19 protein-coding genes are annotated in these 21,471 nt (G+C 57.6%); 7 read left to right on the forward strand and 12 right to left on the reverse strand.

The features are described from left to right. The first annotated feature begins 20 nt into the window (after positions 1-20). From hflD to CKF42_RS07735, 5 genes are all read left to right on the forward strand, one after another. Complete coding sequence (hflD, locus tag CKF42_RS07715; protein ID WP_009090821.1) at positions 21-662, forward strand: high frequency lysogenization protein HflD; 642 nt, start codon at positions 21-23, stop codon at positions 660-662. A 44-nt stretch (positions 663-706) separates the two neighbouring features. Further along, positions 707-2,077 (forward strand): adenylosuccinate lyase, encoded by a 1,371-nt coding sequence (gene purB / locus CKF42_RS07720; protein WP_009090824.1) that lies wholly within the window; start codon positions 707-709, stop codon positions 2,075-2,077. A gap of 104 nt (positions 2,078-2,181) precedes the next feature. Continuing rightward, a complete protein-coding gene (phoP, locus tag CKF42_RS07725; RefSeq protein ID WP_009090826.1) occupies positions 2,182-2,850 on the forward strand; it encodes a two-component system response regulator PhoP in 669 nt (222 codons plus the stop codon). Positions 2,851-2,852: 2 nt separating this feature from the next. After that, positions 2,853-4,313 (forward strand): two-component system sensor histidine kinase PhoQ, encoded by a 1,461-nt coding sequence (gene phoQ / locus CKF42_RS07730; RefSeq protein WP_046101611.1) that lies wholly within the window; start codon positions 2,853-2,855, stop codon positions 4,311-4,313. 57 nt (positions 4,314-4,370) lie between these two features. After that, a complete protein-coding gene (locus CKF42_RS07735) occupies positions 4,371-5,495 on the forward strand; it encodes a cupin domain-containing protein (RefSeq protein WP_046101610.1) in 1,125 nt (374 codons plus the stop codon). Positions 5,496-5,554: 59 nt separating this feature from the next. Here CKF42_RS07735 and pepT read toward each other — a convergent pair whose 3' ends face one another. The 6 genes from pepT to lolC all read right to left on the reverse strand — a co-directional run bounded on the left by pepT (position 5,555) and on the right by lolC (position 11,105). Beyond that, the gene (gene pepT / locus CKF42_RS07740; protein ID WP_009090830.1) at positions 5,555-6,784 is read right to left on the reverse strand and encodes a peptidase T; all 1,230 of its coding nucleotides are present in this window, start codon (positions 6,782-6,784) and stop codon (positions 5,555-5,557) included. A gap of 29 nt (positions 6,785-6,813) precedes the next feature. Continuing rightward, positions 6,814-6,972, reverse strand: a complete 159-nt coding sequence (locus tag CKF42_RS21170) for a hypothetical protein (protein WP_158526766.1) — start codon at positions 6,970-6,972, stop codon at positions 6,814-6,816. 12 nt (positions 6,973-6,984) lie between these two features. Then, the gene (gene cobB / locus CKF42_RS07745) at positions 6,985-7,818 is read right to left on the reverse strand and encodes a Sir2 family NAD+-dependent deacetylase (RefSeq protein ID WP_111207918.1); all 834 of its coding nucleotides are present in this window, start codon (positions 7,816-7,818) and stop codon (positions 6,985-6,987) included. A 146-nt stretch (positions 7,819-7,964) separates the two neighbouring features. Further along, positions 7,965-9,209 carry a lipoprotein-releasing ABC transporter permease subunit LolE gene (gene lolE / locus CKF42_RS07750; protein WP_009090832.1) on the reverse strand — a complete coding sequence of 415 codons (1,245 nt, stop codon included), beginning with the start codon at positions 9,207-9,209 and terminating at the stop codon, positions 7,965-7,967. Next, complete coding sequence (gene lolD, locus CKF42_RS07755; protein WP_111207919.1) at positions 9,209-9,913, reverse strand: lipoprotein-releasing ABC transporter ATP-binding protein LolD; 705 nt, start codon at positions 9,911-9,913, stop codon at positions 9,209-9,211. The genes lolE and lolD overlap by 1 nt, the downstream gene beginning before the upstream one ends. Next, positions 9,906-11,105: a lipoprotein-releasing ABC transporter permease subunit LolC gene (gene lolC, locus CKF42_RS07760; RefSeq protein ID WP_009090834.1), complete on the reverse strand. Its 1,200-nt coding sequence runs from the start codon at positions 11,103-11,105 to the stop codon at positions 9,906-9,908. Before lolC ends, lolD begins: the two co-directional genes overlap by 8 nt. Before the next feature lie 248 nt (positions 11,106-11,353). On the opposite strand from lolC, the gene CKF42_RS07765 reads away from it, so the two are divergent. Then, on the forward strand, positions 11,354-11,563 hold the full coding sequence (locus CKF42_RS07765) for a hypothetical protein (RefSeq protein WP_009090835.1): 210 nt from the start codon (positions 11,354-11,356) through the stop codon (positions 11,561-11,563). Between the two features lie 226 nt (positions 11,564-11,789). Continuing rightward, complete coding sequence (gene mfd / locus CKF42_RS07770; protein WP_009090836.1) at positions 11,790-15,233, forward strand: transcription-repair coupling factor; 3,444 nt, start codon at positions 11,790-11,792, stop codon at positions 15,231-15,233. Positions 15,234-15,363: 130 nt separating this feature from the next. Here the strand turns inward: mfd and CKF42_RS07775 are convergent, their stop codons facing one another. The 6 genes from CKF42_RS07775 to thiK form a co-directional block, all read right to left on the reverse strand. Then, a complete protein-coding gene (locus tag CKF42_RS07775) occupies positions 15,364-15,906 on the reverse strand; it encodes a glycine zipper 2TM domain-containing protein (protein WP_009090837.1) in 543 nt (180 codons plus the stop codon). Between the two features lie 398 nt (positions 15,907-16,304). Next, positions 16,305-16,868, reverse strand: coding sequence for an Ail/Lom family outer membrane beta-barrel protein (locus tag CKF42_RS07780; RefSeq protein ID WP_111207920.1), 564 nt, complete (start codon positions 16,866-16,868; stop codon positions 16,305-16,307). 631 nt (positions 16,869-17,499) lie between these two features. Beyond that, positions 17,500-18,804, reverse strand: coding sequence for an NAD(P)/FAD-dependent oxidoreductase (locus CKF42_RS07785; protein ID WP_009090841.1), 1,305 nt, complete (start codon positions 18,802-18,804; stop codon positions 17,500-17,502). Between the two features lie 213 nt (positions 18,805-19,017). Continuing rightward, a complete protein-coding gene (ycfP, locus tag CKF42_RS07790) occupies positions 19,018-19,560 on the reverse strand; it encodes an alpha/beta hydrolase YcfP (protein WP_046101607.1) in 543 nt (180 codons plus the stop codon). A gap of 40 nt (positions 19,561-19,600) precedes the next feature. Then, a complete protein-coding gene (gene nagZ, locus CKF42_RS07795) occupies positions 19,601-20,641 on the reverse strand; it encodes a beta-N-acetylhexosaminidase (RefSeq protein ID WP_111207921.1) in 1,041 nt (346 codons plus the stop codon). A gap of 39 nt (positions 20,642-20,680) precedes the next feature. Next, entirely contained in the window at positions 20,681-21,463 is a 783-nt protein-coding gene (gene thiK, locus CKF42_RS07800) for a thiamine kinase (RefSeq protein ID WP_111207939.1), read from the reverse strand. Between the last annotated feature and the right edge of the window lie 8 nt (positions 21,464-21,471).

Consider the following 21,471-nt stretch of genomic DNA (forward strand, 5'->3'; position numbering starts at 1 on the left):
ACGCGTAAACAGGAGTAACCGTGGCGAAAAATTATCAGGAAATTACGCTGGCGCTGGCGGGCATCTGTCAGTCCGCGCATCTGGTGCAGCAGCTGGCTCAGCAGGGTCACTGCCAGCCAGAGGCGCTGACCGTTTCGCTGCGCAGCGTGCTGGATCTCAATCCTGACTCCACGCTGGCCGTGTTTGGCAACAATGAAGCCAACCTGCGTCTCGGACTGGAAACCCTGATGGCGGTGCTGAACAGCAGCAGTCGCCAGGGTGCCGGTGCCGAACTGACCCGTTACACCCTGAGCATGATGGTGCTGGAACGTAAACTCAGCGCCAGCAAGTCTGCCATGGCGACCCTGGCCCAGCGCATCAGTCAGCTGGATCGCCAGCTGGCGCATTATGAGCTGGAATCCGATACCATTCTCAGCGCCATGGCGGGCATCTATGTCGATGTCATCAGCCCGCTTGGCCCGCGGATTCAGGTGACCGGTTCCCCTGCCGTGCTGCAGAACAGCCAGGTTCAGAGTAAAGTGCGCGCTACCCTGCTGGCCGGTATCCGCGCGGCGGTGCTCTGGCAGCAGGTCGGTGGTGGCCGACTGCAACTGATGTTCTCGCGTCAGCGTTTGCTGCGTGAAGCGAAAACCCTCTTATCCCGGCTGCCACTGACCTACTAAGTCGGTGTGGCCAAACACTGCTAAATGATTCAGGAGTTGCACTGATGGAATTATCCTCTCTGACCGCCGTCTCACCTGTCGATGGTCGTTACGGCGACAAAGTCAGCCCGCTGCGTGCGATTTTCAGCGAATTTGGTCTGCTGAAATTCCGCGTTGAGGTTGAAGTTCGCTGGTTACAAAAACTGGCCGCGACCGCAGAGATCAAGGAAGTTCCTGCATTTGACGCTGACGCAAACGCTTTCCTTGATGCGATTGTCGCCGGTTTTTCCGAAGAAGATGCCGCGCGCATCAAAACCATCGAACGCACCACCAACCACGATGTGAAAGCGGTCGAATACTTCCTGAAAGAAAAAGTCGCCGACACGCCTGCATTGCACGCCGTCTCTGAGTTTATCCACTTCGCCTGCACCTCGGAAGATATCAACAACCTGTCGCACGCGCTGATGCTGGAAACAGCCCGCCGTGACGTGCTGCTGCCTTACTGGGCGCAGCTGATTGGCGCGGTGAAGGGTCTGGCCAGCGAATACCGTGATATTCCGCTGCTCTCCCGCACCCACGGACAGCCGGCAACGCCGTCAACCATGGGTAAAGAGATGGCAAACGTGGCGTACCGCCTTGAGCGTCAGTTACGTCAGCTGAAGCAGATCGAAGTGCTGGGCAAAATCAACGGCGCAGTGGGCAACTACAACGCCCACATTGCTGCCTACCCGGAAGTGGACTGGCACGCGCTGAGCGAGAATTTTGTCACCTCGCTGGGGATCACCTGGAACCCCTACACCACGCAGATCGAGCCGCACGACTATATCGCCGAGATGTTCGACTGCATCGCCCGCTTCAACACCATCCTGATCGACTTTGATCGCGATATCTGGGGCTACGTGGCGCTGAACCATTTCAAACAGAAAACCATTGCGGGCGAGATTGGCTCGTCAACGATGCCGCATAAGGTCAACCCGATCGACTTCGAAAACTCCGAAGGCAACCTGGGTCTGGCGAATGCGGTCATGCAGCATCTGGCCAGCAAACTGCCGGTGTCGCGCTGGCAGCGTGACCTGACCGACTCTACCGTGCTGCGTAACCTTGGCGTCGGCGTCGGTTATGCGCTGATCGCCTATCAGGCGACGCTGAAAGGCATCTCTAAACTGGAAGTGAACCGCGAGCGTCTGCTGGACGAACTGGATCACAACTGGGAAGTGCTGGCGGAGCCGATCCAGACGGTGATGCGCCGTTACGGCATCGAGAAGCCTTATGAGAAGCTGAAAGAACTGACGCGCGGCAAACGCGTGGATGCCGCCGGTATGCAGGCCTTTATCGACAGCCTGGCGCTGCCGGAAGAGGAAAAAGTGCGTCTGAAGCAGATGACGCCAGCAAACTATATCGGTCGCGCTGTCCGGATGGTTGACGATCTGAAATAATGCCCGCCGCAGACCGGCTCACTCCGGTCTGCGTTAACATCCTGTTTAATACATTTCGCGTATACTTTCTGCAGGTTGACTCAAACAGAGTGTAAGGAATTTCTATGCGTGTTCTGGTTGTTGAAGACAATGCCCTGCTGCGCCATCATCTCGCCGTCCAGTTACGTGACATGGGCCATCAGGTCGATGCCGCCGAAGACGCCAAAGAAGCCGACTATTTTCTTCGGGAACATCTGCCCGATATCGCGCTGGTGGACCTCGGCCTGCCGGATGAAGATGGCATGTCGCTGATCCGTCGCTGGCGCGGCGACGCCGTGCGCCAGCCCATTCTGGTGCTGACAGCCCGCGAAGGGTGGCAGGCCAAAGTCGAAGCGCTGGAAGCCGGTGCTGACGACTACGTGACCAAACCGTTTCATATCGAAGAGGTGGCCGCCCGGCTGCAGGCGCTGATGCGCCGCAACAGCGGTCACGCCTCGCAGATTATCGATATGGCTCCCTTTCAGGTCGATCTCTCCCGCCGGGAACTCACCGTCAATGAACAGCCGGTGAAGCTCACCGCCTTTGAGTACACCATCGTCGAGACGCTGATTCGTAACGCGGGCAAAGTGGTCAGCAAAGATTCGCTGATGCTCCAGCTCTACCCGGATGCGGAACTGCGTGAAAGCCACACCATCGACGTACTGATGGGCCGCCTGCGCAAAAAGATTTTAGCGCTGCACCCCACTGACGTGATCGCCACCGTGCGTGGCCAGGGTTACCGCTTTGATCTCTGACCATGTCCTGGTTTAATCGTTATCGCCCGATTTCGCTGCGCGCCCGCTTTCTGCTGGCCTCCGCAGCGATTGTTCTGTTCCTCTCCCTCTCTTACGGCATGGTCGCGGTGATTGGCTATGTGGTGAGCTTTGATAAAAACACCTATCGCGTTATGCGTGGTGAGAGCAACCTCTTCTTTACGCTGGCGCAATGGCATGACAACAAGCTCACCATCGCCCAGCCGGAGCGGATGACGCTCAACTTCCCGACGCTGGTGTTTATCTACGACGAGCGCGGCAAGCTGCTGTGGCAGCAGCGCGACGTTCCGGATATCCGCAAAAAGATCCGCCATGAATGGCTGCTGAAGCCCGATTTTTACGAGATTGACACCAGCAACCGCACCAGCATGCTGGCGATGGGGAACAACCTGAATGCGCAGCGACGCCTCAACGACTGGGATAACGACAGCAACGATACCTTTACCCACTCGGTGGCTGTCAACCGTTACGATGCCACCACCAATCTGCCTGCGCTCACCATCGTGGTGGTCGACTCGATCCCGCAGGAGCTTCAGCACTCGGACGTGGTCTGGTCGTGGTTCAGCTACGTGCTGGCCGCCAACCTGATCCTGATTGTTCCGTTACTGTGGCTGGCCGCGCACTGGAGTCTGCGGCCCATCGGTGCGCTGACTCAGCAGGTGCGCGAACTGGAGACCAGTCAGCGCGAAAACCTGGACGACAATCCGCCGCAGGAGCTGCGCAGCCTGGTGCGCAATCTCAATCTGCTGCTGACCAATGAGCGGCAGCGTTATACCCGCTATCGCACCACCCTCTCTGACCTGACCCACAGCCTGAAAACGCCGCTGGCCGTATTGCAGAGTACGCTGCGCTCGCTGCGCAACGGCAAAGAGCTGACGGTGGAAGAGGCTGAACCGGTGATGCTGGAGCAGATCAGTCGTATCTCGCAGCAGGTCGGCTATTACCTGCACCGCGCCAGTATGCAGGCCGATCACAATCCGCTGCAGCGCGATCTGCATTCGGTCTCTGGCCTGCTCGACAGCCTCTGTTCGGCCCTGAATAAAGTCTATCAGCGTAAGGGCGTGGCGATTACCCTGGATATCTCCCCGGAGCTGACCTTTGTGGGTGACCAGAATGACTTTATGGAAGTGCTGGGTAACGTGCTCGATAACGCCTGCAAATATTGCCTGGAATTTATCGAAGTGAGCGCGTTTCAGAGCGACAAGGCGCTGCATCTCTATATCGATGACGATGGCCCGGGCATCCCTGAAAGCAAGCGCGACCTGGTGTTTGTTCGCGGACAGCGGGCCGATACGCTGCGTCCCGGCCAGGGATTAGGTCTGGCCGTGGTGCGCGACATTCTTGAGCAGTATGAAGGTAACGTCATCGCCTCCGGCAGTGCACTCGGCGGAACCCGCATGGAAGTGATCTTTCAGCGGCAGGAAGTCGAACATCGCCGCGAGTAGAAAAGCCGCCGGGCTGTTATACTTGCTGGCATTTACAGCCCTAAGCGGAACTCTTTTATGGACTATCAGCTCGATCTTAACTGGCCCGATTTTATTCAGCGCTACTGGCAGAAACGCCCGGTGGTGCTGAAGCGTGGCTTTAAAGACTTTGTCGATCCGATTTCACCGGATGAACTGGCCGGACTGGCGATGGAAAACGAGGTGGATAGCCGCCTTGTCAGCCATCAGGATGGCAAATGGCAGGTCAGCCACGGCCCGTTTGAGAGCTACGATCACCTGGGCGAGAACAACTGGTCGCTTCTGGTACAGGCGGTCAATCACTGGCACGAACCCTCTGCTGCACTGATGCGCCCTTTCCGTTTCCTGCCTGACTGGCGCATTGATGACCTGATGGTGTCGTTTGCTGTGCCTGGCGGCGGCGTCGGCCCCCATTTTGATCAGTACGATGTCTTCATTATTCAGGGAACCGGTCGCCGTCGCTGGCGCGTCGGTGAAAAAGTGCCGATGAAGCAGCACTGCCCGCATCCCGATCTGCTGCAGGTTGAGCCGTTCGACGCCATCATTGACGAAGAGCTGGAGCCGGGCGATATCCTCTACATTCCACCTGGATTCCCGCACGAAGGCTATTCGCTGGAGAACGCCCTGAACTACTCTGTTGGTTTCCGTGCCCCCAGTGGCCGCGAGCTCATCAGCGGCTTTGCGGATTATGCTCTGGCAAATGAGCTGGGCAGCCTGCGCTTCAGCGACCCGGATGTCCCGGCGCGCGAATGCCCGTCGCAGATCCTGCCGCAGGAGATTGAAGGTGTGCGTCAGCTGATGCTGGATGTCGTTAACCAGCCGGAGCATTTCGCGCACTGGTTTGGCGAATTTATTTCGCAGTCGCGCCATGAGCTTGATGTGGCGCCGCCGGAGCCGCCTTATCAGCCTGATGAAATTTATGATGCGCTGCAGCAGGGCGATGCCCTGAGCCGCCTGGGCGGCCTGCGTGTATTAACGGTTGGCGATGCGGTGTATGTCAACGGTGAGCGGGTCGAATGTTCACGCCCTGAGGTGATGGCGGTGCTGGCGCATCACTCCCGCATCACGCTGGATGACCTGGGCGATGCGCTGGATGATCCGGCAGTGCTGGCGCAGATCGCCGGTCTGGTGAATGCCGGATACTGGTATTTTGGTGACGAATAACCGGTAGGCCGCTTACGGAATCAGGCTCTCTGCCCCTCAGGTCAGAGAGCCTTCTCTCATTATCCCTTCTTCTGCGCTGCCAGTTCTGACAGACGCACAATCACTTCCACCGTTTTCGCCATGATGTTCAGCGAGGCGAACTCGTGCTTGCCGTGATAGTTGTAGCCCCCGGTAAAGATGTTCGGACAGGGCAGCCCTTTCCACGACAGCGACGACCCATCGGTGCCGCCGCGAATCGGTTTCACCACCGGTTCAATGCCGCAGTCACGCATCGCCTGCAGGGCCAGGTCAATGATATGCGGGAACGGCTCGACCTTTTCACGCATGTTGCGATAGCTGTTGGTGATCTCAACGGTGACGGAGCAGTCAGGATGCAGGGTTTTGTTGATCTCCGCAGCGATCTGCAGCAGCGTCTGTTTCCGCTGTTCAAAACTTTCCGTCTCAAAGTCACGGATGATGTAGAGCATCTCGGCGTGCTCGACACTGCCCTTGATCTGATGCAGATGGTAGAAGCCCTCGTAGCCGTCGGTAAACTGCGGTTTCTCACGGGCCGGTACCGCCGCATGGAACTGATTTGCCAGCTCCAGCGCATTCACCATCACCCCTTTGGCGGAGCCAGGGTGGACGTTGTTGCCGACGATGCGGACCGTGGCCGAGGCGGCATTGAAGTTCTCATATTCGAACTCACCCAGATCGCTGCCATCAATGGTGTAGGCCCAGTCGGCGGCAAAGCCTTCCACATCAAAGTGAGAGGTGCCGCGTCCGATCTCTTCGTCAGGCGTAAAGGCCACGCGGATCGCCCCGTGCGGCGTATCACTCGCCGCCAGCTGCGCCATCGCCGTCATGATCTCTGCAATGCCCGCTTTGTCATCCGCACCGAGCAGGGTTTTGCCGTCGGTGGTAATCAGCGTATGACCGATCAATTTGTGCAGCACCGGGAACATGACCGGCGACAGGATCTCATTGCCACTTCCCAGCGCGATGTCACCGCCGCGATAGTTTTCAATGATCTGGGGATTCACATGCTTCGCCGTGAAATCAGGCGACGTATCCATGTGGGAGATGAAACCGATGACCGGGGTGGGCCAGTCGACATTGGCAGGCAGCGTACCCATAACACAGCAGTGATCGCTTAAGGTGACATCGACAAATCCCAGCGCCAGCAGCTCTTCCTGCAGCTGCCGTGCCAGCGTCCACTGCCCTTCGCTGCTGGGCACCTGGCGCGCCTGCGGCTTAGCCTGAGTTTCAACGGCCACATAACTTAAAAAGCGCTCAAGTAACTGTTCCATATCCCATCCTTTAAAAGTGCTGTGCGGTATTATTCACCGATCGGCCAGTCACAACGTTGCGTAAAATCATCAGCAGACAGGTTAGCGCTATCGCTGACCTTCAGCAAAGCAATAGGCCCGAAAAAAACGCCGGATGACGAGATTGTTGCATCGGGGCAGACGTCGTCGATAACAACAGGGGCGGCCATCGCCGCCCCTGTTTATTTATAAAGACCGCGCAGTAGCTTATGCACGAACTCCGGCACCACTTCACTCGCCAGGCCGTAATGCCGCTCGGCAAACTCGTTGCCCACCTGGCTCGGCTCCAGGTTCAGCTCAACGGTATGCGCGCCCTGCAGTCTGGCTTCGTGAACAAAGCCCGCCGCCGGATAGACGTGGCCCGAGGTGCCGATAGCGATAAAATAGTCGGCCTGTTCCAGCGCCTGATAAATCTGCTCCATGCCCAGCGGCATCTCACCAAACCAGACCACATGCGGTCGGAGTGCGGAGGGAAACTGGCAGCAGGTGCAGCGATCGTCAGGAGTGATATCGTCGCTCCACTCAATCACCTGGCCGCTGGTCACACAGCGTACTTTTAACAGCTCGCCGTGCATATGCAGCACCCGGCTGTTTCCGGCGCGCTCATGCAGGTTGTCGATGTTCTGCGTAACCAGCAGAAGATTATCGCCTAACACCTGCTCCAGCTCCGCCAGCGCCAGATGGGCCACGTTGGGCTGAATCTCTGCCTGCTGCAGCTGCTGACGGCGCGCATTGTAGAAGCGCTGCACCAGCGCGGGATCGCGCTGAAAGCCTTCCGGTGTCGCCACATCTTCTACGTGATGCTCTTCCCACAGACCGTCAGCCGCGCGAAATGTACGAATGCCGGACTCGGCGGAAATACCTGCGCCGGTCAGGATCACCACATGCGGCAGAGGGTGGGCGGCCAGTTCGGCCTGACGATCGCGCTCAAATATGCGCTGACGAAAGCGCTGATGCACTTTTCGCCGGGTTTTCTTCAGGCGGGCAAGTCGTATGCGGCGACGTGGTGTTCGCATAAAATCTCCTGGCGTAGCAGCTGCGGCGAGCTGCTCTGAACAGATTCCGGGTAAACATCACCCGATAGTAACGGTTGCCGGGGGCAGAACCCCATAGCAAAGGTCTTAAACAAAAGCGGCGCGATAATCACTCGCGCCGCATTGTGCTACTGACCGCTTAAAACCCGAGCCGGGTCAATGCGGCTGGCGCGTCTGGCGGGATACCAGCTCGCCAGCAGACTCAACAGAATCGCAGTAATCAGTACTGAGAACACATCAATCCAGTGCAGTTCTGACGGCAGAAAGTCGATGAAGTAAATATCGCCCGCCAGCAGATGATGACCGGTGATCGACTCCAGTCCGCGCACCAGTTTCGTCAGATTCAGCGCCACCAGCACGCCCGCGACCACGCCGCTGACGCTGCCCAGCAGACCGGCCAGCAGCCCGTACCAGATAAAGATGGCACGGATCAGCCGGTCTTTAGCCCCCAGGGTACGCAGGACCGCAATGTCGCTGCTCTTATCTTTCACCGCCATCACCAGTGTGGAGACGATGTTGAAGCAGGCGACGCCAATCACCAGTACCATCGCCAGATACATAATGGCGCGGATCATCTGAATGTCGCGGTACATGTAGCCGTAAGTGCCGATCCAGCTCTTAATGTAGACGTAAGAACGGGTCGCCTCACCAGCCTCGCGCACCAGCTTAACGGCCTGGAACGGGTCGGTCATCTTCAGGGCGATGCCGGAGACGCTCTCCCCCATCTCCAGATAGTGCTGGGCATCAGCCAGCGGCACCAGCGCCAGGCTGTGATCGAGCATACCGCTGAGTTGCAGGATGCCGCTCACCTGCAGCCGGATGCGTTTTGGCTGCAGCAGTTTATTATCACCATCGTTGTTCGGGATCATGATGGTGATCCAGTCGCCCTGCTTCACATTCAGCGATTTGGCAATACCGCCGCCGAGGATGATCTGCTGTTTACCGGCGGCAAAGGAGGACCAGGCGTTGTCTGCCACAAACTGCGGCAGCGCGCTCAGGCGCGGCTCCTGAGCCGGATCGACGCCCTTGACCTGCAGCGCTTCCAGCCGGGCTCCGCTCTCAATCAGGCCGGTGAAGTTAACATAGGGGGCGGCGGCCGCAATGCCGGGCACCTTTTCAATCGGGGCGATCATCGATTGCCAGTGCTGAAACGGCTGATTCACCGCCTCGATCTCACCGTGCGGCACCACCGCCAGAATGCGGTTATTCAGTTCACGCTCAAAGCCGTTCATGGCGCTCAGACCGATAATCAGCACCGCCACGCCCAGGGCGATACCGATGGTGGAGATCACCGAAATCAGCGACACCATGCCGCCCCGGCGGCGTCCGCGGCTGAAGCGCAGGCCCAGCAACAGGGATAACGACGAACCCATTACACCGCTCCTGCCAGGGTGAGCCGATCGCTTAACTGCCCGTCACGCATCTCCATCTGACGCGTCATGCGTTTTGCCAGCATCAGATCGTGGGTCACCACCAGAAAGGCAGTGCCCTGACGGACGTTCAGTTCGCCCAGCAGTTCAAATATGGCGTCGGCGTTGCGCGCATCGAGGTTGCCGGTGGGCTCATCCGCCATCACCAGCCGGGGACGGTTGACCAGCGCACGGGCAATCGCCACACGCTGACGCTCGCCGCCGGAAAGCTCAGAGGGCCGGTGCGCGGCGCGATGGTCCAGCCCGACCGCGGCCAGCATTTCACGGGCGCGATCCTGCGCTTCCGCTTTGGCGGTTTTGCCAATCAGCAGCGGCATCGCCACATTCTCCAGCGCGCTGAAGTCCGGCAGCAGATGGTGGAACTGATAAATAAAGCCCAGCTCGCGGTTGCGCAGTTCGGCTTTGGCGGAGGAGGACATCGCATTGAGTGACTGGCCGTCGAAGACCACATCGCCAGAGGTTGGCGCATCCAGGCCGCCGAGCAGATGCAGCAGCGTACTCTTACCGGAACCGGAGCTGCCGACAATCGCCATCAGTTCACCCGGCTGAAGGCTGAAAGCCACGTTGCGCAGCACATCGGTCTGCACGCTGCCTTCCTGATAGCGTTTGCACAGGTCGCGACACTGCAACAAAGGAGAGTTACTCATAACGTAAAGCCTCAGCGGGTTGAACGGCGGCAGCGCGCCATGAAGGATAAAGCGTAGACAGCAGCGCCACGATCATCGCGCTGAGGGCGATGGTCACCACCTGCCACGGATTAATATCGACCGGCAATGCTGCGCCATCCAGGAACAGGCCAATGACCGGCATTAAGGTGTTGAGCTGGCTGGCGAGCAGCACGCCCAGCAGGGTGCCGAGCAGCGTGCCGATAATACCGGCGCTGGCTCCCTGAACCATAAACACCGCCACAATCTGCCGGCGCGTCAGGCCCTGGGTTTGCAGGATCGCCACTTCGCCCTGCTTCTCCATGATCAGCAGGCCCAGCGACGTAATGATGTTAAAGGCGGCGACGGCGATGATCAGGCTCAGCAGCAGGCCCATCATGTTCTTCTCCATACGCACCGCCTGGAAGAGATCGCCTTTGCGCTCGCGCCAGTCTTTCCAGACCAGGCCCGCCGGCAGCGTCTGCTGGCTCAGGCTGTCAACCTCAAGCGGTTTGTCGAGCCAGAGTCGCCAGCCGGTGATATTCCCGGCCGGATAGCGCATGACACGCGACGCATCCTGAAGATTGACCAGGATCTGATAACCATCGACTTCGCTGTTGGCAGCATAGGTGCCCGCCACGGTAAACAGGCGCTGGCTCGGCACGCGGCCCATCGGCGTAAACTGGCTGACCGACGGCACCATCAGACGCAGCTGGTCGCCGCGTTTAACGCCCAGCTGAGAGGCCAGCTGTTCCCCGAGGATGACATTGTACTGCCCGGCCTGCAGGACGCGCTGATCGGTGTTGACCAGAAACGGCGTCAGCGGATCTTTCTCATCCGGCGCGATACCGAGCATCACCCCAACCGAGACGCTGTGCGGGCTTTGCAACACCACATTCGCCGTGGTCAGCGGTGCAATACGGCTGACCCCGTTGAGGTTGAGGGAACGGGCGGGTTGCTGTTGCGGATTAATGCTGCCTTTGTCGCTGGTGATCAGCGCCTGAGGCATCAGGCCAAGAATATTGCCTTCGAGTTCACGCTCAAATCCGTTCATGACCGATAACACGGTCACCATCGCCAGCACGCCGAGCGTAATGCCAATCGTTGAGAGCCAGGAGACAAAGCGACCGAAGCGATCCGATGCTCGTCCGCGCATGTAACGCAGACCGATAAATAGCGCGACAGGTTGATACATGGAATCCAGTAAGCCGTTGCCTGAAAATAGGTAGTGGGATGATAAAGGAGAGGCTGGCTTTATGAAACCTCTAACCCTCTGAGTCGGCAGCAAAGTTGCATCAGAATGCGTCACATTCCCTGCCAAAGCCGGGGAATAGCGCATAAAGCCGCCGCTTATTGGCTGATTATCCGCCACCACAGGGGGTAGACTACAATCAGTAACAGGATAAGAAGCGAGGTTATCGCCCGGCCACAGAGGTAGCGACCATGTTCAGATTTCCCAAAGGCAGCATCGTGAAACATCAATCCGGGGAGATCCGGGGCGAGATTATCAACGTCTTTGAGCAGGGAGCGGCATCGGCTGGCTACTACGTAAAGTGGGACGACGGCAACCTCAGTTTTCATCCTGAGCAGGAGTTATCCTGGGCGAATATCGACCGCCCACGCATGCATTACACACAGCAATCCATAAAATAAATGCCCGTTTAACCCCGTCGCTGCATGGCGACGGTGGTTTTTTCCGATCCCCCCGCCCGACTCCGTCTATTCTCTTTTTAGCCGCTGCGTTACCGCTGACACCCGGTAAGCACTGCCCGATTCGGGTTCAGCGCGGCGCGGCAGGAAAATTGTGCCGCAAAGGTGATCCCCCTGACATAATATGGAATGATTACGTCCTGGAAAAATGGAGCAACCCCGAGATCCCATGCCCGAACAGACTCGTTATACCCTGCCCGTTAAATCCGGCGATCACCGGCAGCTTGGTCAGCTTATCGGCGCTGCGCACGCGGTAGAGTGTGCCAGCATTACCGAGCGACATGCCGGTCCGGTGTTGATGATTACGCCCGATACCCAAACCGCCCTGCGTCTGCTGGATGAAATCCGCCAGTTTACCGATCTGCCAGTGGCCCATCTCGCTGACTGGGAAACGCTGCCCTACGACAGCTTTTCACCGCATCAGGATATTATCTCCTCCCGCCTGTCGACCCTTTACCAGCTGCCGGTGATGCAGCGCGGGTTGCTGATTATGCCGGTCAATACGCTGATGCAGCGCGTCTGCCCGCACAGCTTCCTGCACGGTCACGCGCTGGTGATGAAACAGGGACAAAAACTGTCGCGCGACAGGCTGCGCGACCAGCTTGAGCAGGCGGGTTACCGCCATGTCGACCAGGTGATGGAGCACGGTGAATATGCGACGCGCGGCGCCCTGCTCGACCTGTTCCCGATGGGCAGCGATCAGCCCTACCGTATCGACTTCTTTGATGATGAGATTGACAGCCTGCGTCTGTTCGACGTTGACAGTCAGCGTACGCTGGAAGCGGTGCCGGAAATCAATCTGCTGCCCGCGCATGAATTTCCCAGCGACAAGGCGGCCATCGAGCTGTTCCGCAGCCGCTGGCGTGAGATCTTTGACGTGCGCCGCGAGTCGGAGCACATCTATCAGCAGGTCAGCAAAGGCACGCTCCCGGCGGGCATCGAATACTGGCAGCCGCTGTTTTTTGAGCAGCCTCTGCCCAGCCTGTTCAGCTATCTGCCTGACAACACCCTGATTGTGAACTGCGGCGATCTGGAAGGCAGTGCCACCCGCTTCTGGCAGGATGCGGAGGCGCGTTACGAGAATCGTCGCGTCGATCCGATGCGTCCGCTGCTGGAGCCAGCCACCCTGTGGCTGCGTCCGGACGGTCTGATGGGCGAGCTGAAAGCCTGGCCGCGCATCTCCATGACCAATGAGGTGCTGCCGGCAAAAGCCGCCAACACCAATCTCGGTTATACCCCGCTGCCGGATGTAGCCGTTCAGGCCCAGGCAAAAGCGCCCCTTGACCCGCTGCGTCAGTTTATCGACACCTTCAGTGGTGCCGTGGTCTTCTCGGTTGAAAGTGAGGGCCGCCGGGAAAGCCTGCAGGAGCTGCTGGCACGCATCAAACTGCGTCCTCAGCCGGTGCATCGCTTCGATGAGACCGGTGAGGATCGTTTCAGCCTGATGATCGGGGCCAGCGAACGGGGTTTTATCGACACCGTGGGGAACCGGGCGCTGATTTGCGAAAGCGATCTGCTGGGCGAACGCGTCAGCCGCCGCCGTCAGGATACCCGCCGCACCATTAACCCGGATATCCTTATCCGTAACCTGGCGGAGCTGCATCCCGGTCAGCCGGTGGTGCATCTGGAGCACGGCGTGGGCCGCTATATCGGCCTGACCACGCTGGAAGCGGGTGGCATCCAGGCGGAATACCTGATGCTCTCCTACGCGAACGACGCCAAACTTTACGTGCCGGTCTCCTCGCTGCATCTGATTAGCCGCTATGCCGGTGGGGCTGACGAAAACGCGCCGCTGCACAAACTGGGCAGCGATGCCTGGTCGCGCGCACGGCAGAAAGCCGCCGAAAAAGTGCGCGACGTGGCGGCGGAGCTGCTGGACATTTATGCGCAGCGCGCCGCCAAAACCGGTTTTGCCTTTAAGCATGACCGCGAACAGTATCAGCTGTTCTGCGAGAGTTTCCCGTTTGAGACCACCCCCGATCAGGCTCAGGCCATCAACGCGGTGCTGAGCGATATGTGTCAGCCGCTGGCGATGGACCGTCTGGTATGCGGTGATGTGGGCTTCGGTAAAACGGAAGTGGCCATGCGCGCCGCGTTTCTGGCTATTGAGAACCACAAGCAGGTTGCCGTGCTGGTGCCGACTACCCTGCTGGCGCAGCAGCACTACGATAACTTCCGCGATCGCTTCGCCAACTGGCCGGTGCGCATTGAGATGCTGTCCCGCTTCCGCACCGCGAAAGAGCAGGCGCAGGTGCTGGAACAGGCCAGCGAAGGCAAGATCGACATCCTGATCGGCACGCATAAACTGCTGATGAGCGATCTGAAATGGCACGATCTGGGTCTGCTGATTGTCGATGAGGAGCACCGTTTCGGGGTGCGTCACAAAGAGCGCATCAAGGCGATGCGTGCCGACGTGGATATCCTGACCCTGACCGCCACGCCTATTCCGCGTACCCTGAATATGGCGATGAGCGGCATGCGCGATCTCTCCATTATCGCCACACCGCCTGCCCGCCGCTTAGCGGTGAAAACCTTTGTGCGCGAATATGATGATCTGGTGATCCGCGAAGCGATCCTGCGTGAGATTCTGCGTGGCGGCCAGGTCTACTACCTCTACAACGATGTTGAAAATATTGAGAAAGCGGCACAGCGTCTCAGCGAACTGGTGCCGGAGGCGCGGGTAGCGATCGGCCACGGGCAGATGCGTGAGCGTGAGCTGGAACGGGTGATGAACGATTTCCATCATCAGCGTTTCAACGTGCTGGTCTGCACCACTATCATCGAAACCGGGATCGATATTCCGACCGCTAACACCATCATCATCGAGCGGGCCGACCACTTTGGCCTGGCGCAGCTGCATCAGTTGCGCGGTCGCGTCGGGCGTTCGCACCATCAGGCTTATGCCTGGCTGTTAACGCCACATCCGAAGGCGATGACGACCGATGCGCATAAGCGACTGGAGGCGATCGCCTCGCTCGAAGATCTGGGGGCCGGTTTTGCGCTGGCCACGCACGATCTGGAGATCCGCGGCGCCGGTGAACTGCTGGGTGATGAGCAGAGCGGTCAGATGGAGACGCTGGGCTTCACGCTCTACATGGAACTGCTGGAGAACGCCGTCGATGCGCTGAAAGCGGGGCGTGAACCTTCACTGGAGGATCTCACCAGCAATCAGACCGAGGTAGAACTGCGGATGCCCGCGCTGCTGCCGGAGACCTTTATACCGGATGTCAGCACCCGTCTGTCGCTCTATAAGCGCATCGCCAGCGCGGAAGCGGAAGAGGAGCTGCAGGAGCTGAAAGTGGAGATGATCGACCGCTTTGGGCTGCTGCCCGATCCGGCGCGCAATCTGCTGGATGTCGCCATCATCCGGCTGAAGGCCCGCGCGGTGGGGCTGCGCAAGATTGAAGCCAGCGATAAAGGCGGCTATTTCGATTTCGCGCCGCAGAACAAGGTGGATCCGGCCTGGCTGATCAGCCTGCTGCAGAAAGAGCCTCAGCAGTGGAAGCTGGATGGCCCGACACGGCTCCGGTTTACGCGTGAGCTGACGGAAAGAAAGATTCGTATGGATTGGGTGCAGAGCTTCGTTTCACAACTGGCTGAGCATCAGGCGTAACCGGTTCTTCCGCGCCTCGCCCGTTTTCCGGCGAGGCGCGCAGAACGCCATGAAAAAAGGCGCATCCTGAGATGCGCCTTTTTTATTACGTCGTGCTGTGTGGCCGCGAGTGCGGCAAAGCTTTGCCCAATTACGCCTGGTCGCCGTTAAGGATCAGCTGACCATTGCGGTCCAGTGGAATACGGGTGCCGGGATCATTTTCCATACGGATTTTGCCCTGCTGGTCGCCTATTTTATAGGTCACGTCATATCCCAGTTGTTTCTCTTGTTTGTCGTAAACTGTTTTGCAGCGCTGCTCGGTTGTGGTGTAGGTATCCCGATCCTGCAGTCCGCCCTGGACCTGATTACCGGCATAACCGCCCGCTAACGCACCTGCGACGGTTGCCACGTCCCTGCCGCGTCCGCCACCAAACTGGTGACCTAACACGCCCCCGGCTACTGCACCCAACACCGAGCCAGCAATACGGTTCTCATCCTGAACCGCCCGGCGATGCGTCAGCGTGACGTTACGGCACTCCTGACGTGGCTGTCTGATGCTCTCTTTGATTGGCGTTGCAGCCAGTACCTGAGCGTATTGAGGACCGCGATCAAACACGTTCATGCCTGCTACGGCGGCAACACCCAGTGCTGCTGCCACACCAATACCGATACCCGCTAACATTGATTTATTCACAGGAAGTCCTCCTGAAAAGTGTTACCGCGCATTCCTGCCGTAAAGCATCCTCGTAAACTGAGGCATAACCGACGTGCGCGACTCGCCGTGTTTGTTGGGATGAAGTTTTACAGATGGACCGAAATTGCAACATCAGATAAATGGAGGAAATCGGTCACTTTGCTTTCAGGACCAGTTTTTAGGAGAGTTCTGAGGAGAGAAAGGCAGCAGTATCCGCTTTTATAAGCTATGAATAAATTCATTCAAATCAATGGGATAACAGAAGCCACCCTGCACGCTGTCAGGCACTGGCGTTATCCGGTAATACAGGGCGCGCGTCTGGCGTCTGAACGTTGTTTATCGGGGTGAATGTGGAATAACCCCGGCCAGAGGACCGGGGTCAGAGAACCAAAGGTGGCTCAGAAACGGTAGCCGATACCGATGCTGAAACCATTGATGGCAACATCTTCATTATATTTCACGCGAGTGCCTTCATAGCCAACACTTACCGAGAGGTTGCTGACTGGATTCACGACGATACCTGCGCCCCAGGCCAAAGAGGTTTTATTTTCGCTGTATTTTTCGGACCAGCCATCGAGGTAGGTCACGTTCTCATCCACTTTGGTATGAGCAGCACCAATCAATGCATAAAGACTGACATAGTCATTGAGGCGATAGGCCGGACCTGCCATGAGTGAATAATATTTCACTTTGGTTTTGCCGTCATATCCACTGATATCACCATAAAAATCTTCGCGCTCAGAAAAACTTTCATCGCCTTTCAGGTAGCTGAATGAGCCAATAACGCTGAGAGGCGAGTCCCACTCATAGCGATACTGAACGTTAACGCCGCGTAGATTTTTAAAGTCTTCAACTTTGCTTTGAGCATAGCCGATAGAGACGGTGTGGTTATTTGCCAGTGCAGTATTGCCGGCTAACAACCCTGCGCAGAGCACTGCCATGAGGGTAATTTTGCTTTTCATCTGAATCATCCTTTTAATAATTTCATACCTTATTTCCCTGCGCCAGGCGCAGGACTTCATTCCCTGAATTACCCACATCGGACAGAAAGACAATGCTGCCTGCCTCACCGCCTGTGTCGGACAGGAATTTATTCACATGATCCGTGCAGGACGCCTGCATGGCCGGTTGCCTGTCAGAAAAACAGGCAGGCCATTATTTAACGCGCGTCAGATTTAATCCGAGAAATTCTGGCCATGACGGCATAAAGCGTCAGGCTGTAATTTACGTTAACCGGCGAATTTATTCAGACCATTCTGTTGATTAATGACGTTAACGAAGAGAGAAGTCTGCAACAGCACAGCCGTTATTTAATGATTTAATGTCAGAAAAAACAACCTGCCGCGTGCGCTGGAAATGCCTGAAATAACTCTCAAACAACAACGCAGGTAATGAAAATATTAATTATTATGCAACCTGATAACCTTTTATTCGACTATGCCGGAACCAGGATGCGTGTCAGGCCATTATTCACCTGTACACTCCCCTCTCTTTTCATCATCGCAGGTCGGTTTAATCAGGTCATGTAAAAAGCAAAAAAAAGCCCCCTGCCATGAGGGGGCTGATAGCAAAACGATACTCGCCTGTGGCGAATCAGTGCAGCTTAAGCCGCGGGCGGATTACCCGGTTGATGCTGCCGACCAGCATCATCAGGCCGGTTTTAAAGTAGCCGTGCAGTGCGATCTGGTGCATACGATAGAGAGAGATGTAGACAAAGCGCGCAATGCGCCCTTCCACCATCATGGAACCGCGCATCAGGTTCCCCATCAGGCTGCCGACGGTACTGAAGCGGGAAAGCGACACCAGCGAGCCATGATCTTTATAGACATAGGCTTTCAGCGGTTTACCGTGACGCTGCGCCAGGATATTTTCCATCGCGCGTGAAGCCATCTGGTGCGCCGACTGAGCACGCGGCGGGACAAATCCGCCACCCGGCAGGGCGCAGGAGGCGCAGTCGCCAATCGCATAGATGTCATCATCCAGCGTGGTCTGCAGCGTCTCTTTCACCACCAGCTGATTGATACGGTTCGTTTCCAGTCCGCCAATCTCTTTCAGGAAGTCTGGTGCTTTGATGCCCGCCGCCCAGACCATCAGATCGGCTTCGATAAACTCACCGCCTTTGGTGTTAAGACCGTTGCGCTCGGCACTGGTCACCATGGTCTGTGTCAGCACCCGCACGCCCAGTTTGGTCAGCTCCTGATGGGCGGCGGCAGAGATGCGCGGTGGCAGCGCAGGCAGAATGCGCTCGCCCGCTTCAACCAGCGTCACGTTCAGCGCTTCGCGTCCCAGACCTTTAAATCCGTAGCTGTGCAGCTGTTTCACCGCGTTGTGTAGTTCGGCTGAGAGCTCAACGCCCGTTGCGCCGCCGCCAACAATGGCGATATTCACTTTCTCGACCTTACCTTCGCTGGCAGAGAACTTCAGAAACAGGTTGAGCATCTCATTGTGGAAACGACGCGCCTGATGCGGGTTATCCAGGAAGATACAGTGATCTTTCACGCCAGGCGTGCCGAAGTCATTGGAGGTGCTGCCCAGTGCCATAACCAGCTGGTCATAGGCCACTTCGCGCTGAGGCACCAGCACTTCACCGTGCGCATCAAGCACTTCGGCCAGGCGGATCACTTTACGGCTGCGATCGATATCGGTGAGCGATCCCAGCTGGAACTCGAAACCGTGATTACGGGCATGGGCCAGATAGCTCAGTGCATCAATGCCTTCGTCCATCGAGCCGGTCGCCACTTCATGTAGCAGCGGCTTCCACAAATGACTGTGGTTGCGATCGACCAGAATAATCTCGGCCTTCTTTTTACGGCCCAGTTTATGGCCCAGCTGCGTCGCCATTTCCAGGCCGCCTGCTCCCCCGCCGACGATAACAATTTTCTTAACAGATGTAGTCAACAAAGACCCCCTCAAATTGTGAACCAAAAGTTAACTGAAGGTTAAATTAAACCTTAATAAACATAGGGTTGGCGAAGTTAAAAATCGCAATCTGCTGGCAGAATAGCATGGCAGGAAGAGGAGGACATAAGAATATTGATATACATCAAAGAAGACGAATAAAACTCAGAGAATTACGCAATGAAAACAGGCACCCTGCGGTGCCTGCTATGCTTAACCTGCTGTTTTAAAGGCTTTTATCCGCTGAAGGTGTGGGGATATATTTTTGAATTTGTGCCCTTCCGTCTCGTCCCAGACAATCTGATAAAAGGGATGCAGCTCACTGGCGATGCGCTGCGTATCCAGCGCCTCATCCTGACGGGAAAGAAAAGTCAGGCAGCGATCGCGGTTACGCTCGCGAAAGTCACTGACGCATTTCGTGGCGATGTCCTGATACTCCTCCGGACGGTCGATCTTCCCTTCCATGTTCTCCTGCGGAAACAGGTTAGGGTTGAAGATCGCCTGCCGGATGCCACATAAAAATCCGATGCGTTCTGACCAGTAGCCGCCCAGCCCGACACCGCAAATCAGCGGACGGTCATCGTCGGACAGGGTCAGCATTTTGTCCGTCTCTTTCAGAAGAAACTGCATGTCATGTTTAGGATGGCGGGTGCTGTAACTGATCAACCTGACGTCAGGGTCGATAAACTGCAGTTGCAGCACTTTTTCGTGATTGCCTGGACTGTTTGAATCAAAACCGTGCAGATAGATGATCATGTTAATCCTCAAGGTATCGATAGCGCCGGGCAATCCCTCCTTACCACGACGCTTTATGAGCCAGCCAGCGTTCCTGAAGTGCACTCAGTTGCCGGGCATTCTCTTTCCAGCGAGACGTTGCCTGCAGCGCATCGCGGGTCAATCTGCCGTGATGATACAGCTGCGTTACCCGCTCTGACCCGACCGGGATCAGGTTATCGAGCACACTGATAGCCCCCTGACGCTGATTACAGACCAGAATCATGTCGCAACCGGCAGAGAGAGACTGCTGTGCCCGCTCTGGATAGCTGCCCATGACCGCGGCGCCCTCCATCGAGAGATCGTCGGAGAAAATCACCCCGCTGAAGCCCAGTTGCTCGCGCAGGACGGTTTTCAGCCAGTAAGGTGAACCACTGGCAGGCAGCGGGTCCACGTCGGTGTAGATGACATGCGCGGGCATAATGGCATCCAGCGCCTGCTCGGTTATCAGCTGGCTGAAGATCGCCATGTCATGTTCACGCAGCGTTTTTTCATCGCGCGGATCGCGCGGGGTCTCTTTGTGCGAATCGGCACTGACCGCACCGTGCCCCGGAAAATGTTTCCCGGTGGTTTTCATGCCCGCCTCATGCATCCCGGCGATAAAACGACGGGCGACGGCAAGCGCGATAGCCGGATCGTCATGGAAAGCACGGTCGCCAATCGCGGCGCTGATATGACCCACATCAAGCACCGGCGCGAAGCTGATGTCGATGTCCATCGCGATCATCTCTGCCGCCATCTGCCATCCTGCCTGCTGTGCCATCTCACCGGCGCGCTCTGCGTCGTGAAGGGCGGCAAAAGATTGCATGGCGGGCAGCTGGGTGAAGCCGTCGCGGAATCGCTGCACGCGCCCCCCCTCCTGATCCACCGCAACCACCAGCCGGGTGTGCGAGGCGGCGCGAATCTGGCGCACCAACTCGGCCAGCTGAGCGGGATCGTGATAATTGCGGGCAAATAATATCAAACCGCCGACCAGCGGATGCTGCAGGATGTCGCGCTCTTCGCCATCCAGTTCATAACCCTCAACGTCGAGCATCAGTGGGCCGGGTAAATGTGATTTCATAACCTGAATCCTGTAGCGTTACGCCTCTGCGTGACGCGATTAAATCTGTTGCCAGCTCTGTCGAGCCATCTGTTGTAGTGCTTCATCGTCACACTGAGCGGCACGGAGCTGATACCAGCTGGCTATCAGTAACCGCAGCCAGGGCTGCCAGCGTCTGACCTGCTTTACCAGGGCATCAGGCGGCAGCCGCATTGCCGCAGCATAGTCGGCCAGCCAGTCGGCCTGGTTTTGCGGATCGCTGGCGCAGAGTGCGGCCAGCTCCAGCGCCACATCACCATCCGCGGCATACTCCCAGTCAATCAGATGCAGCCCTGTCTCACCCTGGATAATATTCCCGGCATGCACGTCCATGTGCAGCGGTGCCAGCCTCAGCGGCTGAGGTTCGCCCTGCTGCGTCAGCCGCCGGAGCGCCCGCAGCCAGCGATGATTGCGCTGAGGAACCTGCTGCCAGTACCGCCAGAGCAGCGGCAGCAGCGACAGGCGGTAGCCGGTCAGCGGCTGCTGGTGCAGCTGTTGCAGCAGAGTGACAATCTGCGGACGCTGCTGGCTGAAGCGCTGTTCATCCAGCGCTTCGCCAGGACACCAGCTCAGCACATTCCCCTGCCGGTGGCCTGCAACGGGCTGAGGGGCCACTCCGCTGGCGCGCAGTTTTCGTAACAGACGAAACTCGCGCTGCCGGTCAACAAAGGGAATCGGCGGCTGAGGTGCCGCCCGCGCGATAAAGAGACCACGCGGGCTGACGATTTTCTGACTGTGCCCGGTCAGCCCGGCGAGCGGAAGCGATGTCGTCCTCTCTGGCTCGCCGGTGACCTGATGAATCATCCGCGAAA

It is taken from the genome of Pantoea sp. ARC270 (genome assembly GCF_003236725.1).
GTDB classification, from domain to species: Bacteria; Pseudomonadota; Gammaproteobacteria; order Enterobacterales; family Enterobacteriaceae; genus Pantoea; species Pantoea anthophila.

Coding starts and splice junctions, on each gene's coding strand:
- purB (WP_009090824.1), top strand. CDS start 707: ATGGAATTATCCTCTCTGACCGCCGTCTCACCTGTCGATGGTCGTTAC.
- phoP (WP_009090826.1), top strand. CDS start 2,182: ATGCGTGTTCTGGTTGTTGAAGACAATGCCCTGCTGCGCCATCATCTC.
- phoQ (WP_046101611.1), top strand. CDS start 2,853: ATGTCCTGGTTTAATCGTTATCGCCCGATTTCGCTGCGCGCCCGCTTT.
- CKF42_RS07735 (WP_046101610.1), top strand. CDS start 4,371: ATGGACTATCAGCTCGATCTTAACTGGCCCGATTTTATTCAGCGCTAC.
- pepT (WP_009090830.1), bottom strand. CDS start 6,784: ATGGAACAGTTACTTGAGCGCTTTTTAAGTTATGTGGCCGTTGAAACT.
- CKF42_RS21170 (WP_158526766.1), bottom strand. CDS start 6,972: ATGGCCGCCCCTGTTGTTATCGACGACGTCTGCCCCGATGCAACAATC.
- cobB (WP_111207918.1), bottom strand. CDS start 7,818: ATGCGAACACCACGTCGCCGCATACGACTTGCCCGCCTGAAGAAAACC.
- lolE (WP_009090832.1), bottom strand. CDS start 9,209: ATGGGTTCGTCGTTATCCCTGTTGCTGGGCCTGCGCTTCAGCCGCGGA.
- lolD (WP_111207919.1), bottom strand. CDS start 9,913: ATGAGTAACTCTCCTTTGTTGCAGTGTCGCGACCTGTGCAAACGCTAT.
- lolC (WP_009090834.1), bottom strand. CDS start 11,105: ATGTATCAACCTGTCGCGCTATTTATCGGTCTGCGTTACATGCGCGGA.
- CKF42_RS07765 (WP_009090835.1), top strand. CDS start 11,354: ATGTTCAGATTTCCCAAAGGCAGCATCGTGAAACATCAATCCGGGGAG.
- mfd (WP_009090836.1), top strand. CDS start 11,790: ATGCCCGAACAGACTCGTTATACCCTGCCCGTTAAATCCGGCGATCAC.
- CKF42_RS07780 (WP_111207920.1), bottom strand. CDS start 16,868: ATGAAAAGCAAAATTACCCTCATGGCAGTGCTCTGCGCAGGGTTGTTA.
- ycfP (WP_046101607.1), bottom strand. CDS start 19,560: ATGATCATCTATCTGCACGGTTTTGATTCAAACAGTCCAGGCAATCAC.
- nagZ (WP_111207921.1), bottom strand. CDS start 20,641: ATGAAATCACATTTACCCGGCCCACTGATGCTCGACGTTGAGGGTTAT.
- thiK (WP_111207939.1), bottom strand. CDS start 21,463: ATGATTCATCAGGTCACCGGCGAGCCAGAGAGGACGACATCGCTTCCG.